13 protein-coding genes are annotated in these 15,898 nt (G+C 66.1%); 4 read left to right on the top strand and 9 right to left on the bottom strand.

What is annotated here, in order from left to right:
* From TVC13_RS08195 to TVC13_RS08170, 6 genes are all read right to left on the bottom strand, one after another.
* Positions 1-448, bottom strand: a 448-nt coding sequence (locus TVC13_RS08195) for an aldehyde dehydrogenase family protein (protein WP_422400725.1), incomplete at its 3' end; no start/stop codon positions are given.
* A gap of 69 nt (positions 449-517) precedes the next feature.
* On the bottom strand, positions 518-886 hold the full coding sequence (locus tag TVC13_RS08190) for a cupin domain-containing protein (protein ID WP_422400724.1): 369 nt from the start codon (positions 884-886) through the stop codon (positions 518-520).
* Positions 883-2,322 carry an NAD(P)/FAD-dependent oxidoreductase gene (locus tag TVC13_RS08185; RefSeq protein ID WP_422400723.1) on the bottom strand — a complete coding sequence of 480 codons (1,440 nt, stop codon included), beginning with the start codon at positions 2,320-2,322 and terminating at the stop codon, positions 883-885. The genes TVC13_RS08190 and TVC13_RS08185 overlap by 4 nt, the downstream gene beginning before the upstream one ends.
* Positions 2,319-4,028, bottom strand: coding sequence for an amidohydrolase (locus tag TVC13_RS08180; protein WP_422400722.1), 1,710 nt, complete (start codon positions 4,026-4,028; stop codon positions 2,319-2,321). Before TVC13_RS08180 ends, TVC13_RS08185 begins: the two co-directional genes overlap by 4 nt.
* Positions 4,029-4,308: 280 nt before the next feature.
* Positions 4,309-5,679, bottom strand: a complete 1,371-nt coding sequence (locus TVC13_RS08175) for an aspartate aminotransferase family protein (RefSeq protein ID WP_422400721.1) — start codon at positions 5,677-5,679, stop codon at positions 4,309-4,311.
* Positions 5,680-5,699: 20 nt separating this feature from the next.
* Complete coding sequence (locus tag TVC13_RS08170) at positions 5,700-7,190, bottom strand: CoA-acylating methylmalonate-semialdehyde dehydrogenase (protein ID WP_422400720.1); 1,491 nt, start codon at positions 7,188-7,190, stop codon at positions 5,700-5,702.
* 145 nt (positions 7,191-7,335) lie between these two features.
* Here TVC13_RS08170 and TVC13_RS08165 point away from each other — a divergent pair, with 145 nt between their 5' ends.
* A complete protein-coding gene (locus TVC13_RS08165; protein WP_422400719.1) occupies positions 7,336-8,967 on the top strand; it encodes a PucR family transcriptional regulator in 1,632 nt (543 codons plus the stop codon).
* An 88-nt stretch (positions 8,968-9,055) separates the two neighbouring features.
* Here the strand turns inward: TVC13_RS08165 and TVC13_RS08160 are convergent, their stop codons facing one another.
* The 3 genes from TVC13_RS08160 to TVC13_RS08150 are packed head-to-tail and all read right to left on the bottom strand — an operon-like array spanning position 9,056 to position 12,314.
* On the bottom strand, positions 9,056-10,441 hold the full coding sequence (locus tag TVC13_RS08160; protein ID WP_422400718.1) for an NAD(P)/FAD-dependent oxidoreductase: 1,386 nt from the start codon (positions 10,439-10,441) through the stop codon (positions 9,056-9,058).
* Entirely contained in the window at positions 10,441-11,853 is a 1,413-nt protein-coding gene (locus tag TVC13_RS08155; protein WP_422400717.1) for an aspartate aminotransferase family protein, read from the bottom strand. Before TVC13_RS08155 ends, TVC13_RS08160 begins: the two co-directional genes overlap by 1 nt.
* On the bottom strand, positions 11,850-12,314 hold the full coding sequence (locus TVC13_RS08150) for an Lrp/AsnC family transcriptional regulator (protein WP_154578621.1): 465 nt from the start codon (positions 12,312-12,314) through the stop codon (positions 11,850-11,852). Before TVC13_RS08150 ends, TVC13_RS08155 begins: the two co-directional genes overlap by 4 nt.
* 249 nt (positions 12,315-12,563) lie before the next feature.
* Between TVC13_RS08150 and TVC13_RS08145 the strand changes: the two genes are divergently transcribed.
* Genes TVC13_RS08145 through TVC13_RS08135 form a run of 3 tightly spaced genes read left to right on the top strand, consistent with a single transcriptional unit; the run spans position 12,564 to position 15,889 of the window.
* Positions 12,564-13,778, top strand: coding sequence for an ABC transporter substrate-binding protein (locus TVC13_RS08145; protein ID WP_422400716.1), 1,215 nt, complete (start codon positions 12,564-12,566; stop codon positions 13,776-13,778).
* A 3-nt stretch (positions 13,779-13,781) separates the two neighbouring features.
* Positions 13,782-14,963: an ABC transporter ATP-binding protein gene (locus TVC13_RS08140; RefSeq protein WP_422400715.1), complete on the top strand. Its 1,182-nt coding sequence runs from the start codon at positions 13,782-13,784 to the stop codon at positions 14,961-14,963.
* Complete coding sequence (locus TVC13_RS08135) at positions 14,963-15,889, top strand: ABC transporter permease (protein WP_422400714.1); 927 nt, start codon at positions 14,963-14,965, stop codon at positions 15,887-15,889. The genes TVC13_RS08140 and TVC13_RS08135 overlap by 1 nt, the downstream gene beginning before the upstream one ends.
* The last annotated feature ends 9 nt before the right edge of the window (positions 15,890-15,898 follow it).

The following is a 15,898-nucleotide window of genomic DNA, read 5'->3' as shown; positions in this document are numbered from 1 at the left end:
CTGCGGGGGCGGGGGGGGGCGCCGGGGGGGGGGGGCTTTGGGGGGGGCGGCGGGCGCCTTTCGGGCCGGGGGCCAGGCCGTGGAGCTGGCGGGCAGCCCCGGCGAAGAAGGACACATTGTCCACGGTGCCCGGCACGTCGAACTCGGTGGACATCCGGATGGATTTGCCGGTCTGCGCGGTCTCCAGTTCGGCGAGCTCGGGGGAGCGCCTGTCCAGTTCGGCGGCCAGCGCCAGCATCGCCTCGGCGCGCTCGCCAGGAGTGCGGCGGGACCAGCCGGCAAAAGCTGCCTTGGCGGCAGCAACGGCGTCGTCCACGTCAGCGGAGTCCGCGTAGCGGATGGTCTCGTCGACGTTCCCGGTTGCCGGGTTGATCCGCTTGGCTTCCTCTCCCCGGCCCTGCCGGTAGCTGCCGTTGATGAAGAGGTGTCCTTCGGAAAACTGGTGCATTTGAAACTCCGTGTAAGTGGTGTGTGGTGCTGGGAGCGGCCGGGCAGCAATCTGCCCCTCCGGGTACGGCTAGGCGGTCAGGTAAACCTTGCGGAGCGTCTCGGTGACGGTCCAGCGGGTGCGGGTTCCGGCGGCGAGGCGCATCAGGGTGTGCGGGGCGAGTGACGCGGTGGCGGCCGCGGAGCCGTCCTCAGCCAGGAATTCGACGGTCGCGGTGCCGGAGAGGACCAGGAACACCTCGTCCGCTTCGGTGTCGAACATCCCGCCTTCGGTCATTTCCCAAACGCCCAGATTCACCCCGCCGAAACTGCCCAGCGGGTGCAGGCCGGTGGCCGGGGAGCCGGAGGCGACTGCCTCAGCGGGGACTGGTTCATGCTCCAGGTCCAGGGCATCGGGGTGGACGGGGACGCCTGCCGGCAGGGAAGTCAGGGTGCTCATGAATCGAACCCCATTCCCACGGCGTCCATGGCCTTCAGCCAGGGGCCCCGGCGGCCCTGCCGGCGGTCCGCGCGGACCATGGCGGCGGTGGTGATTTTCACTCCCAGCCAGGCGACGGGCTCGGGCGGGAAGGGAATGGGTTTGCGTTTGACCATCTGAAGCTCCGTTCGTTCGGTTTTCTCACCGGACAGCAGGTCCAGCATGACATTGGCACCGAAGCGGGTGGCTCCGACGCCAAGGCCGGTATAGCCCGCCGAGTAGGCGACCTTGCCGCGGTGTGCGGTGCTGAAGAAGGCGAAGAAGCGGCTGCAGGTATCGATGGCGCCGCCCCAGGCGTGGCTGAACCGGATGTCCGCGAGCTGGGGGAAGGTGGCGGCGAAGTGCGCGGCGAGCCGCTCGTAGGTTTCCTGCCGGTGTTCGTACTCCGGTTTCATCGTGCGGCCGTAGTTGTAGACGGCGTCGTAACCGCCAAAGAGGATCCGTGCTGCGCCGTCACGGTCCGTGGTGAGCCGGTAGTAGTGGAACCGGTTGTTCAGGTCGCTCAGTCCCTGACGGTTGTGCCAGCCGATTTCGGCCAGCTGTACCTGCGTCAGCGGTTCGGTCATCAGGGCATAGTCGTAGACCGGCACGGTGTAGAGGCGGGTGCGCTTGAGCAGGGAAGGGAAGACGTTGGTGGCCAGTGCCACGCGGGCGGCGGTGACGGTTCCGCCGTCGGCCAGGACCCGGACCTTGCTGCCGGCGTTCTGCAGGTCCCGCACCGGGGTGTTCTCATAGATTTCGACGCCGGCGGCCAGGGCTGCGCGCTGCAGTCCCCAGGCGAGCCGGGCCGGGTTCACCAGTGCGGTGCTGGTCCGGTCCCAGAGCCCGGCGAGGTAGAGCGGGGAATCGACTTCCTTGCGCACCGCCTCGCGGTCCAGGAACACCAGGTCCGGGTTCTCCGGATCGGCTTCCTCGGCCAGCCAGTCCACCTGATGCGCCTCGGTGGCCACGGACAGGCTTCCGGTGAGCTCGAAGCCGCAGTCGATGCCGTACCGTTCTACGGTCTCGGCTATCTCGCGCAGGTTCTCCCGCCCCAGCCGGTCCAGCTGTTCGGCTTCATCCGGCAGGTGCTTGATGCCGTTTGATTCGCCGTGGGTCAGGGATGCTTCGCAGAATCCTCCGTTGCGCCCCGAGGCCGCCCAGGCAACACGGGAAGCTTCCAGCAGCACCACGCGGCGGTTCGGGTCCCGTTCTTTGGCCATCAGGGCCGTCCAGAGTCCGGTGTAGCCGCCGCCGACCACGGCCAGGTCCGCGGTGGTGTCTTTGGCGAGGGCAGGCAGGGCGTCGGGCCGCTCCGGGTCATCGAGCCAGTACGCTCCCCGGGAGGCCCCGGCCAGGGCTTTGGCGGCACGCGGCCGGCCGTACCGGGATTCGGCGAGCTCATACACGGTCATCATGGGGTGGTCCTCGAAAGCATGGGTGCGCCGGCATCGGCGCTGGAACGGACAAAGACAGGTTCGCCGGCAACCAGCACGATCTCGGTCTGCATGGCAGACAGCTCGTCGGGGGCCAGTTCGAAGGGGTTGGCCGAATGAACCAGCAGGTCGGCGGGTTCGCCCGGAGCCAGGGTTCCGCCGCGGGCACGGTTGAGCCAGGCTGAACCGGAGGTATAGGCGGCCAGCGAAGTCTCCAGGGAGAGTGCCTGGTCGGGGAGCAGCGGCGGGGCGCCGGGGTAGTCCGGGTGGGCCCGGTTAACCGCTACGTGGATGGCCTGCCAGGGATCCGGAGTGGAGACGGGCCAGTCCGATCCCATGGCCAGGCGGGCGCCCGCGGCCTGCAGCCCGGCAAACGGGTACTGCCAGCCGGCGCGTTCATCGCCGAGCAGCGGAACGGTCAGCTCCCGCATCTGGTCATCGTTGCAGGCCCAGAGCGCCTGGGCGTTGACGGTGACGCCGAGTTCGGCGAACCGGGCAACGTCCCGGGGATGGATGATCTGCAGGTGGGCCATGTGGTGCCTGCCTGCCGAACCGGGGTTGGCAGCGCGCGCTGCGGCGACGGCGTCGAGTCCGGTACGTACCGCCCGGTCGCCGATGACGTGCATGTGCAGGTCGAACCCGGCCTCGTCCAGGGCCACGGAGACGGCCGTCAGGACGTCGGGGGAGAGGTAAAGCAGACCCCGCTCGGGGGCGTCGTCGGCACATGCGCAGGGCCGCAGGTAGGGGTCAAGCATGGCGGCGGTGTAGTTTTCCGGAACTCCGTCCACCATGATCTTGGCGCTCACGGTGCTGAACCCGGCGGCTGCGTTTGCGCTGCGGCGTTCCACGAAGGACTGGACCAGGTCCGGAACGGAGTCCACGGTGGTGTCCCGCGGGACCCACAGTGCACCGGTGGCGCGTGCTTTGAGCCTGCCGCCGGCGGCTAGGGAACGGTATGCCGCTGAGGCGTCGGGGTAGCCGCCGTAACTGCCCAGGATGGCTTCCTGCCAGCCGGTGACGCCCACGGAGAACAGGTGTTCCTGGGCATGGAGGATCCCGTCAGCGAGCAGCTGGTCGGTGACCGGCGGCAGCACGTGTGCCACCAGGTCCATGGCACCTTCGTGCAGGGTGCCGGAGGGGAATCCGTCCCCGCCGCGTTCGATGCGTCCGTCGGCGGGGTCCGGCGTTGAGGCGTCAATGCCTGCGAGTTCAAGGGCACGGGTGTTCACCCAGGCGCTGTGATGGTCGCTGTTGATCAGGTAGACCGGGCGGTGGGGTACGACGGCGTCGAGCGTGTGCCGGTCCGGGTAGCCGCCGGGAAAATCGCCTTTGTACCAGCCGCCGCCGGTGACCCAGCCCTGGGGGTTATCCGCGGCGGCCGGGCGCCGGGCGTGTTCGGCGATGCGTTCCAGGCAGGCTGCGGCGCCGCTGAGCTCTGCCAGGTCGCAGCCCAGACGTTCCACGCCCGCGTAGGCGGCGTGGATGTGCGCGTCGGTGAAACCGGGCGTGATCAGGCGGCCGGCAAGGTCAACGGTCTGCGTGGCGGGCCCGGAGAGGGCGCGGAGTTCCGCATCGGTTCCCACGGCTGAGACGACGCCGTCGGAGACCGCCACCGCGGTGGCCCCGGAAACCAGCCGGTGGCCGTCAAAGACTGCTCCGGAATGGAAAATCCAGTCGAACTGTGGCACAGAAACCTCGTTATTCCACTTTGGTCATTATCGGAAATAGCCCAGCGCTATTCCGGACCAGGCACCTAAAATGAATGCCATTCATCGGTCAAGACTGTTCTTATAAAACGGGAGGCCGGCAGGCTTGTCAACGGTGAGTAGGAAGTTGCTGAAAGTGTTTACGGGCGCGAAACACCCTCCGTTTCCGCACCAGTGCCGTCCTACCGGATACCGCCGCAGCTGCCCTAAACCAGCGGCGGGACCCCGGAGGGATCCCGCCGCTGGATTTGCCTGAGTCCGGCTACTCCGTGTAGCCGTCCGCGATCGCCATGACGTCATCGAGGATGCCCAGGCCGGTGCGGGCCTCTTCCTCGGTGATGTTCAGCGGCGGCACCACATGAATGCGGTTGAAGTTCGCGAACGGCAGGAGTCCGTGTTCCTTGCAGGCGCCAATGAGTTCGTTCATGGCCGGGCTGGAACCGCCGTACGGTGCCAGCGGTTCGCGGGTTTCGCGGTTCTTGACGAACTCGATGGCCCAGAACGCGCCGGTTCCGCGGATCTCGCCGACGCTGGCATGCTTCTGCGCCAGTTCGGCCAGGCCCGGACCAAACACCGTTTCCCCCAGCCGGGCGGCGTTCTCCACCATGCCCTCTTCGCGCATGGCGTTGATGGTGGCTACTGCTGCGGCGCAGGCCAGGGGGTGGCCGGAGTAGGTCAGGCCGCCCGGGTAGGCCGAGCTGGCGAACGTCGCGGCGATCTCGTCGGAGATTGCCACGCCGCCCAGCGGGACATAGCCGGAGTTCACACCCTTGGCGAAGGTGAGCAGGTCAGGCTCCACGCCGTCCGCGTGCTCCACGGCGAACCACTTGCCGGACCGGCCGAAGCCGGCCATGACTTCGTCGGCAATGAACACAATTCCGTACTTGCGGGTCAGCTCCCGGACACCGGCGAGGTAACCGGGCGGAGGAACCATGATGCCGGCGGTTCCCGGGATTGACTCCAGCACCAGGGCAGCGAAGGCGCCTGCACCTTCAAGCAGGATGAGCTGCTCCAGGTGGTCCAGTGCGCGCTGGACTTCCTCTTCCTGCGTGGTGGCGTGGAACTGGCTGCGGTACAGGAACGGAATGTGGAAGTGCACGGTTCCCGAAGTGCCGTAGTCGTTGGGAATCCGGCGCGGATCACCCGTGACGTTTACTGCCAGTGCCGTGCCGCCGTGGTAGGAGCGGTAGGCAGAGAGAACCTTGTAGCGGCCGGTGTGCAGGCGTGCCATGCGGATGGCGTGCTCAATGGCGTCGGCGCCGCCGTTGGTGAAGAACACCGTGTCCAGGTTCCCCGGGGTCAGTTCGGAGATCAGCCGTGCGGCTTCGGACCGGGCATCGTTAACGTACTGCGGGGCAACGGTGCACAGCTTAGCGGCCTGCTCCTGGATCGCTGCAACGACCTTGGGATGCTGGTGGCCAATGTTGGTGTTGACCAGCTGGGAGGAGAAGTCCAGCAGCTTGCGGCCTTCTCCGTCCCAGACCCAGGACCCTTCGGCACGGGTGATGGTCATCGGGTTGATCTGCTTCTGCGCGGACCAGGAGTGGAACACGTGCTTGCGGTCCAGTTCCCAGGCACGGCGTCCTGCGGCCAGTTCCTCTTCGGAGACTGCCGGTTCTGCGGTGGTGCTCATGATCGAATCCTTCCTGGGGCCTAGGCGTTCTGCGGGAAACCGAGGTTCAGGCCGCCGTGGCTGGGGTCGAGCCAGCGGGTGGTGACAACCTTGCCGCGGGTGAAGAAGTGAACGCCCTCGGTGCCGTGGGCGTGGGAGTCGCCGAAGAGCGAGTTCTTCCAGCCGCCGAAGGAGTAGTACGCCATGGGCACGGGGATCGGAACGTTGATGCCGACCATGCCCACCTGGACTTCGTTCTGGAAGCGGCGGGCGGCGCCGCCGTCGTTGGTGAAGATCGCGGTGCCGTTGCCGTACTGGTTGGCGTTGATGAGGGCGAGCGCCTCGTCGTAGCTTTCGGCGCGGACCACGGAGAGGACGGGGCCGAAGATCTCATCGGTGTAGATGGACATGTCCGGGGTGACATTGTCGAACAGGGTCGGGCCGAGGAAGAAGCCTTCTCCGTCGGCATCGGCTTCCACCTTGCGTCCGTCCAGGACAACAGTGGCTCCGGCGGCTTCGCCGGCGTCGATGTAGCTGGCCACCTTGTCACGGTGGGCTGAGGTGACCAGCGGACCCATGTCGGTGCCGCGCAGGCCGTCGCCAATGCGCAGGGTGCGGGTGCGCTCGGCGATCTTGGCAACGAGCTCGTCACCGACCGGTCCGACGGCGACGAGGGCGGAGATGGCCATGCAGCGTTCGCCGGCGGAGCCGAAACCGGCGTTGACCGCGGCGTCGGCAGCCAGGTCCAGGTCGGCGTCGGGCAGGACGATCATGTGGTTCTTGGCGCCGCCCAGGGCCTGGACGCGCTTTCCGCTGGCGGTGCCTTCGCGGTAGACGTACTGGGCAATCGGGGTGGAACCCACAAAGGAGACGGACTTGATGTCCGGGTGGTGCAGCAGGGTATCCACGGCAACCTTGTCGCCGTGGACCACGTTGAAGACGCCGTCCGGCAGGCCGGCTTCCTTCCAGAGTTCGGCGACCCAGTTGACTGCTGTGGGGTCCTTCTCGCTGGGCTTGACCACCACGGTGTTGCCGGTGGCGATTGCAACCGGGAAGAACCACATGGGAACCATGGCCGGGAAGTTGAACGGGCTGATGATGGCTGCGGGGCCAACCGGCTGGCGGATGGAGTGTACGTCCACCTTGGTGGAGGCGTTCTCCGTGAAGCCGCCTTTGAGCAGGTGGGGGATGCCGCAGGCGAATTCGACGACTTCCTGGCCGCGGCTGATTTCGCCCAGTGCGTCGTCGAGGACCTTGCCGTGCTCGGCGGTGATGATTGCAGCCAGTTCCGGCTTGCGGGCGTTGAGCAGCTCGCGGAAGTTGAAGAGGATCTGCACGCGGCGGGCCAGGGAGGTGTCGCGCCAGGCCGGGAAGGCGGCAGCTGCGGCTGCAACGGCCTCGTTGACGGTTTCCTCGCTGGCCAGGGCCACCCGGGAGGTGGTCTTGCCGGTGGCCGGGTTGGTCACGTCGGCGAGGCGGGTGTCTGCCGGTGCCGTGAAGGCGCCGTTGATCCAGTGCTGCGTGGTCTGCACGTGTGCTCCTTGGGCTTAGATGGTGGGACTGAACACCATCTAAGCGGGGTGGCTGGCCGGGGAACATTGCCAACCTGTTAGGAAATATTCGGAAATCTTTACGATTCGTCAGCCCGCTGGTCAGAGTCCTGCCTAGACTCCCAGCATGAGCCTGCAGCTGCGCACCGTCCTGGACCTCGACGTCGTCCGTGCCGGGGAGCCCGAAATCCTTACCGGACACGCGGCCCTGGACGTGCCGGTACGCTGGGTGCACGTTGCCGAGCTGCGCAGCCTTGCCGACCTGCTCGAGGGTGGGGAACTGGTGCTGACCACCGGCCTGGCGTTTGGGGAGTCGGCAGACCAGGCAGCTGAATACCTGGCCGGACTCCAGGCCGCCGGGGTGGCAGGCGTCGTCGTCGAAATTCCCTCGGACCGCCCGGAGGCCGCCGCGGCGCTGGCAGCCGGTGCGCAGCGCGCGCTGGCAGCCGGCACACCCGGACTGCCCGTCATCCGGCTGCACCGGACCGTCCGGTTCGTGGAGGTTACCGAGGTGGTGCACCGCAGGATTGTTGCCAGTCAGCTCGAGCAGGTTGAAAAAGCACGGCAGGTGCATGAAGTGTTCACCATGCTGAGCCTGGAAAGCGCCGGGGTGCAGGAGATTGTGGACCGAACTGCCGCGCTGCTGGACGCTCCGGTGGTGCTGGAGGACAACTCGCATCTGGTGGTGGCCTTCGCCGCCGTCGGGCTGCCGGCCCAGGACCTGCTGCGGGACTGGCAGCGGCGCTCGCGGGCGGTGCATGGTTACCGGGAAACGAAGGTGGCAGGCGACGAGCGCTGGCTGCAGACCCCGGTGGGGCTCGGCAGCGCGCAGTGGGGAAGGCTAGTGCTTCCCGGCGTCCCCGAAGGACCTGCGGCTGCAGCGGAGGCCGCCATGGTGCTGGAACGGGCCGGACAGGCGCTGTCCATCAACCGGCTTGCCGAACGTGACCAGGCGGGACTGGCCCAGCAGGCGCAGGCCGGCCTGATCCATGAACTGCGCGGGTCCCGGAGCCAGGACGACGACGAGGCGCTTACCCGGGCGTCGGCACTGGGACTGAAGCCGTCTCCGGCATACCTGCCGCTGGTCCTGCACTTGGACTCGGGCTCCGGCAAGGATCCGATGTCCATGCAGCGCAAGGAACGTGCACTGCTGGAGATGCTCGACGCCGTGCTGGCAGCCACCCGGAACAGTGCCCTGGCTGCCGCACTGCAGACCGGACAGGTGGCAGTGCTGCTGGCGCTGCCGGCCCGGATGCTGGAGGACAGTCTGCTGGAGCGGATCTGCGGCGACCTCGCGGCACGGACCGCTCCGGGGGAAGTGCGCTGGACCGCCGGTGTTGGCCGTGCCCGTACCCGCCTGTCAGACGCCGCCGCCGGCCTGGACGAGGCGGCGCATGTTGCGCAGACGGCCGGCACGCTCTCGGCCGGAGCCAACCGGTACTTCCGCTCCACGGACGTCCGGCTGCGCGGCCTGCTGGCGCTGCTGCGCGAAGATCCGCGGGCGGTGTCCTTCGCAGAGGCGGAGCTGCGCGGGATTGATGCCGGGGAAGACCTCGTCCTGCTGCAGCGTTTCCTGGAGTGCGGCGGCAACAAGACGGCACTGGCCCGCAGCGGCTATCTCAGCCGTCCCACGCTCTACGCGAGGCTGCAGAAGCTGGAGTCACGGCTGGGCGTTTCCCTGGATGATCCCGAGTCCCGGACGTCACTGCATGTGGCAGTGCTCCTGCGCCAGCTTCAGGCGCTTTCTCCGGCAGGCTGACCGATACCGAGTTCGCCTTCGTGGAGATTGAGCTGAAGCCCCAGGGCTGAGACGCAGAACGCGTAAAGGTGCAGGGCAGTGGACGCCCCTAGCGCCCGGAGACCAGGTCCGCGGCTTTGGCGATGGGCGACGTCGTACTGCGGCCGTTCCGTTCGGCACGGTCGGCGGCGTAGTACGCCGCATACATGGCTTTCACCGCAATCCAGCGCAGCGGTTCGGGCTCCCATTTGCGCACCTTGCGGTTCACCCACGGCATCCGGGTGAGTTCACTGCCGGGATCAAGGATCAGGTCGCGCAGGGTACGGGCGGCAAGGTTCGTGGCGGCCACTCCGGTGCCGACGTAGCCGCCCGCCCAGCCCAGGCCGGTCTTCGGATCCAGCCCGACGGTGGCTTTCCAGTCCCGCGGAACGCCCAGGACGCCGGCCCAGGCGTGCTCGATCCGGGCGTCTGCCGCTGCGGGGAACATGTCCTGCAGCAGCGCCGTGAGGCTGGCAATGGTCTCCGGCTGGGTGGCGCCGTCGGTATCGGTACGGGAACCAAAACGGTACGGCACCCCGCGCCCGCCCAGGGCGATGCGGCCGTCGGCGGTGCGCTGGGCGTACATGTAGGCGTGGGCCATGTCTGCGACGGTGTCCATTGAATCCCAGCCGAGCTGCTGCCAGACCGAGTCCGGCAGCGGCTCGGTGGCGATCATGGAGGAGTTCATCGGGAGCCATTCCCGGTGGTGGCCGCGCAGATTCGCGGTGAAGCCCTCGGTGGCTCGCAGCACGTACTTCGCGTGAACGGTCCCGCGGTCAGTGACGGCGCGTCCGGGCTGGATGTCCGTTACGGTTGTGCCCTCGTAAATGGGAACACCAAGGCGTTCGACGGCGGCAGCCAGCCCCCGCACCAGGCGGGCGGGGTGGATCCGGGCGCAGTGCGGGTGGTGGATGCTGCCCAGCGCACCGGCAACGTGGATCCGCCCGGTGGTTTCGCCGGCGTCGAGCAGGCGTGCCCCTGCCTCGGGCCACGCTGCTTCCTCTTCCGCCCAGGCACGCAGGCGGCCCAGCTGGGCCTCGTTGCGGGCCACGTTCAGTTCCCCGCCCTTGGCCACCGCAGCGTCGATGCCTTCAGCATCGGCAGCCGCGATGACCTCGTCCACGGTTTCGTTGAGCAGTTCCTGGAACCGCCCGACGACGGCGCGGCCGTGGGATTTCACGTACTGGCCGCGGCCGCCGGTGATCGAGTTGGTCAGCCAGCCGCCGTTGCGTCCGGAGGCGCCAAACCCGGCGAAGCGGGATTCGAGCACCACCACGGACAGGTCAGGCCTGGCCTTTTTCAGGTAATAAGCGGTCCACAGCCCCGTGTAGCCGGCGCCCACGACGGCGACGTCCGCCTCGCGGTTCCCGTCCAGGCCGGGACGCGGGTCCGGCATGCCGGTGTCCGCGTACCAGAAGGAGACGTTGCCGTTTACCGGGGCTGTGGAGATGCTCATTAGAGGTGGTTCAGTCCTTCTGTCAGGACGGTTCGGAGGATTGATTCGATCTGGTCGAACTCCGGCTGGCCGATGGTCAGCGGCGGTGCCAGCTGGATGACGGGGTCTCCCCGATCATCGGCGCGGCAGTAGAGGCCGGCGTCGTAGAGTGCGGTTGAAATGTAACCGCGCAGCAGGCGCTCGGACTCGTCGGCGGAGAAGGTCTCCTTGGTTGCCTTGTCTTTGACCAGTTCGATCCCGTAGAAGTAGCCGGCGCCGCGGACATCGCCCACAATCGGCAGGTCCTTGAGCTTTTCCAGGGTGGCGCGGAAAGCCGGTGCATTGGTCTTCACGCGGTTGTTAAGATCTTCGGCTTCGAAGATGTCCAGGTTCGCCATGGCGACGGCGGCGGAGACCGGGTGCCCGCCGAAGGTGTAGCCGTGGTAGAACGTGGTGTCGCCCTTGGTGAACGGTTCGAACAGCCGGTCGGAAGCGATCATCGCACCCAGCGGTGCATAGCCGCTGGTGATGCCCTTGGCGCAGGTGATGATGTCCGGTACGTAGTCGAAGTCGGTCGAGGCGAACATCGAGCCAACGCGGCCAAAGGCACAGATCGTTTCGTCCGAGACCAGCAGTACGTCGTACTGGTCGCAGATTTCGCGCACGCGCTTGAAGTATCCGGGGGGCGGCGGGAAGCAGCCGCCGGAGTTCTGTACCGGCTCGAGGAAGACAGCGGCGACAGTGTCCGGTCCCTCGAATTCAATGGCTTCGCCGATGCGGTCGGCAGCCCAGCGGCCGAAGGCCTCCGGGTCCTCCAGTCCGGCAGGTGCGCGGTACTGGTTGGTGTTCGGGACGCGGAAAGCGCCCGGGACCAGCGGCTCGAAGGCGGACTTCATGTCCGGGATGCCGGTGATGGACAAGGCTCCCTGGGGAGTGCCGTGGTAAGCGACGGCGCGGGAGATGACCTTGTGCTTGGTGGGCCGGCCGGTCAGCTTGAAGTACTGCTTCGCGAGCTTCCACGCGGACTCGACGGAGTCGCCGCCGCCGGAGGTGAAGAAGACGCGGTTCAGGTCGCCGGGGGCTCCGGCCGCGAGGCGCTCAGCGAGGTCGATGGCCGGCGGATGGGCGTAGGACCACAGCGGCATGAAGCTCAGCTCACGGGCCTGGCGGGCAGCAGCCTCGGCCAGTTCTTCGCGGCCGTGGCCAACCTGCACGGTGAACAGCCCTGCCAGGCCGTCAATCAGTTCATGGCCGCGGTCGTCATAAATGTGATGGCCTTTGCCGCGTGTAATAATCGGTACATTTCCACCGGCGGCCGTTCCCGAGTGGCGGGCCATGTGCATCCACAGGTGGTCACGTGCCGCCTGCTGGCGGTCCGTTCCGCGCGGCGTTGTTGACGAAGAAGTTGAAGGCTGGACAGTTGTTTCGGTCATCTGGTGCCCCAGTTGTAGGCCTGCTTGCGCAGGGAGAGGTACATAAAGGTTTCGGTGGTTGAAACTCCGGGGATGCTGCGGAACCGGTTGACCAGCAGCATCAGGTCCTGGTCGTTTTCGCACACCACTTCGGCCAGCAGATCGAACGAGCCGGCAGTCACCACGCAGTAGTCCACCTGATCAATTGCTGAGATCCGGTCGGCTACCGCAAGGACGTCATCATTCACGCGGATGCCCAGCATCGCCTGCCGCGGGAAGCCCAGCTGCAGGGGATCGGTCACCGCAACGATCTGCATGACGCCGCTGTCTGTCAGTTTTTGGACCCGCTGCCGGACGGCCGCTTCGGAAAGGCCCACGGCCTTTCCGATCGCGGCGTAGGAGCGGCGTCCGTCTTCCTGAAGCTGCTCAATGATCGCCTTGGAGATGTCGTCGACGGAATGGTTCCCAGAAGCGGATTCCATGGTTTGCGCCACCTCCAGGTGCGGATTCGAGAGCTCAGACTGCGTGAGTGGTAGCAATTCAATCTTTTATTTCGTGCGAAATCAAGGCTTTTCGGAACGGAAAGCGTGCTGATCTTTGTCATATTCATTTGGAAACCGTTGTGTAACAAAACTTTTACAACGAAAACCTTGTCGCAACGGATTTCGGTCTGGCACTATCAATCATCAACACCCGTCCGCAGTGCAAGTAGTGCCAGCAAGGAGCCCCCTATGTCGAAGCGCCCCGTGAACGATCCGATGCTACGGAGTATCGTCAACGCCCAGCTGTCCCGGCGCAAGCTGCTCATGGGGGCCGGAGGGCTTTCGCTCGCCGGCATGCTCGCGGCCTGCGGCACGGGCGGAGGAACCGGAGGCGGATCCTCGTCTAAGCCGAGCCCCGCAGCTGACGTTTCAGACACTGACAAGATCGTGAACTGGGCCAACTGGACCCTCTACCTGGACTACGACGACTCAACCCGGAAGTACCCCTCGCTGGAGGCGTTCAGCGAAGCCACCGGGATCAAGGCGAACTACTCCGAAGACGTGGACGGAAACGATTCATACTTCGGCAAGGTGCAGGGCCAGCTCTCCGCCGGCCAGGACATCGGCCAGGACATCATCACGCTCACCGACTGGATGGCAGGGCGCATGATCCGCCTGGGCTACACCCAGGAACTGAACCTGGATAACATCCCCAACTCCAAGAACCTGCTGGCCGGCCTGCAGAACGTGGACTTCGATCCGGGACGCAAGCACTCACTCACCTGGCAGTCCGGCTTTGGCGGAATCGTATGGAACAAGGAAGCCTTCCCGAAGGGCCTGAAGTCCGTGTCCGATCTCTGGCAGCCCGAGCTCAAGGGCCGTGTGGAGGTCCTCGACGAGATGCTGGACACCATGGGCCTGCTCATGATGGACCAGGGCGTGGACATCACCGGTGACTGGGGCGAAGACGAGTTCGAGAACGCCCTGGACGTCCTGTCCAAGCAGATCGCCGACGGTCAGATCCGCCAGGTCAAGGGCAACTCCTACAAGGAAGACCTCATTTCAGGCGACGCCCTGGCGGTCATCGGCTGGTCCGGCGACATCACCCAGCTGAACTTCGAAGAGGGCGACAAGTGGGAGTTCGCGCTGCCCGAAGCCGGCGGCACGCTGTGGTCGGACAACCTGCTGGTCCCGATCGGAGCGACACACAAGTCCAACGCCGAGAAGCTCATGGACTACTACTATGACCCGGTCAATGCCGCAACCGTCGCAGCCTACGTGAACTACATCTGCCCGGTTGAAGGAGCACGGGAAGCTATGGAGGCCATCGACCCCGAACTCGTCGAGAACCCGCTGATCTTCCCCACGGACGAGTACCTGGCCAACGCCCACGTGATCCGCACGCTGAGCCCCGACGAAGAGACCGATTTCAACGACCGGTTCCAGACTGCGATCGGAAACTGATAGATGAGCACCACCGAACTTTCCCGGGAATCAGGCGCCGCCGCGCAGGGCTCCGGAGCGGACCTTGTCCTCTCCGGCGTCACCAAGCGGTTCACCGAATTCACTGCCGTGGACAACCTGGACCTGGTAATCCCCTCCGGCTCCTTCTTCGCCCTGCTTGGCCCCTCCGGCTGCGGCAAGACGACCACACTGCGGATGATCGCAGGCCTGGAACAGCCCACGGCAGGCACCATCTCCATCGGGGGCAGGGACATCACCGGCACCAGCCCGTACCAGCGTCCGGTCAACACGGTGTTCCAGAACTACGCACTCTTCCCGCACATGAGTGTGCTGGACAATGTTGCCTTTGGACTCAAGCGCCGGAAAATCCGCGACGCCGAAGCCCAGGCCAAAGAGGCGCTGGAACTGGTGGAGCTGGCACACTTGGCAGCACGCCGTCCGGCCCAGCTTTCCGGCGGCCAGCAGCAGCGCGTGGCACTGGCCCGCGCCGTCGTCAACCGGCCCGCCGTGCTGCTCCTTGATGAGCCGCTCGGTGCGCTGGACATGAAACTGCGGCGCCAGATGCAGGTGGAACTGAAAAAGATCCAGACGGAAGTCGGCCTGACCTTCGTCCACGTCACCCACGACCAGGAAGAAGCCATGACCATGGCTGACACCGTGGCCGTGATGAACCACGGCCAGGTTGAGCAGATGGGCCCGCCGCAGGAACTGTACGAACTTCCGCGAACCGCTTTTGTCGCGAACTTCCTGGGCAAGTCCAACCTCATGCCGGCCACGGTTACCGGTGACGCGATGCCGGCCACGGTTACCGGTGACGCGGGGGAGTACCTGCAGATCGACGTCGCCGGCAACGCCCTGACCCTGCTCAAGGACCGGGCCACTGACCACGCGGGCAAGATCCTGGTGGGCATCCGGCCGGAGAAGCTGCGCATGGAGGCCGACACCGCTGCGGCTGCACCGGGCTCGATCCGCGGCGTGGTGCTCGATGCCTCCTTCACCGGGGCGAGCACCGAATACCTGGTCGACGCCGAGGGGATTGGCACCGTTGGCGTCTTTTCCCAGAACCACGGGGGAGCCCTCTTCAACGACGGTGACCGGGTCCGCCTTGCCTGGGATCCCGAACACGCCTTTGGCCTCAGCGGAAGCGAGGACCGGGAGGCCGGCGCCGGAGAGGACGGCCTCTAATGGCGCTCCTCACCGCGGGCAAGGCCACCGGCACCGGGCCCAGCGCCGCGGAAGACGAGGCCAGCAAACGCCGCGGCCGGATCGGCTACCTGCTGATCCTTCCCGGGTTCATCTTCCTGCTGCTGTTCTTCGCCATGCCGGTGCTTTCGCTCCTGGCCACCTCGCTGTACATCAAGCCTGAAGGCGCCGACGTCGGGCAGTTCGTTCCGGCGCTGGAGTTCGGCAACTATGTGGTGGTCCTGCAGAACTACTGGCCAGCAGTGCTTCGTTCCTTCGGGTTCGCTCTGATCGCCACGGTTGCTGCCCTGGTTATCGGCTATCCGATGGCTTATCTGGTGGCAGTCCGGCTGCGGGACCGCAAGCTGCTCAAGGGCATTTTGCTAGTGCTTATCATCGCCCCCTTCTTCACCAGCTTCATTCTGCGCACCCAGGCCTGGAAGCAGATCCTTGCCGACGAAGGCCCGGTGGTCTCCGTCCTGCGGGCAGTATCACTGCTGCCCGAGGACGGCCGGCTCACCGCCACGGCCTTCGCCGTGATCTGCGGCCTGACCTATAACTTCCTGCCCTTTATGACCCTGCCTATCTACGCGAACCTGGAACGCCTGGACACCCGGCTGATCGAGGCCGGCGGCGACCTGTACGCCAACGGCATCACGACCTTCCGCAAAATCACGTTCCCGCTGTCGCTGCCGGGTGTGATGGCCGGGACACTGCTGACGTTCATTCCCGCCACCGGCGACTACGTGAATGCTGCCCTGCTCGGCAACAACCAGAACACCACGATGATCGGGCAGGTCATCGACTCCCGGTTCTTCCGGGTGGTCGACTATCCGGGCGCGTCGGCACTGTCCTTCCTGCTGATGCTGGCGATCCTGTTCCTGGTGATCCTGTACGTCCGGCGTTTCGGCACCAAAGAACTGATGTAAGGAACCAAA

Origin of the sequence: Arthrobacter sp. 3Tela_A, from assembly GCF_049311025.1 — a bacterium.
GTDB lineage: Bacteria > Actinomycetota > Actinomycetes > Actinomycetales > Micrococcaceae > Arthrobacter_B.
The sequence above is the reverse complement of the archived record's forward strand: the minus strand, read 5'-3'. Positions and strand labels throughout refer to the sequence as shown.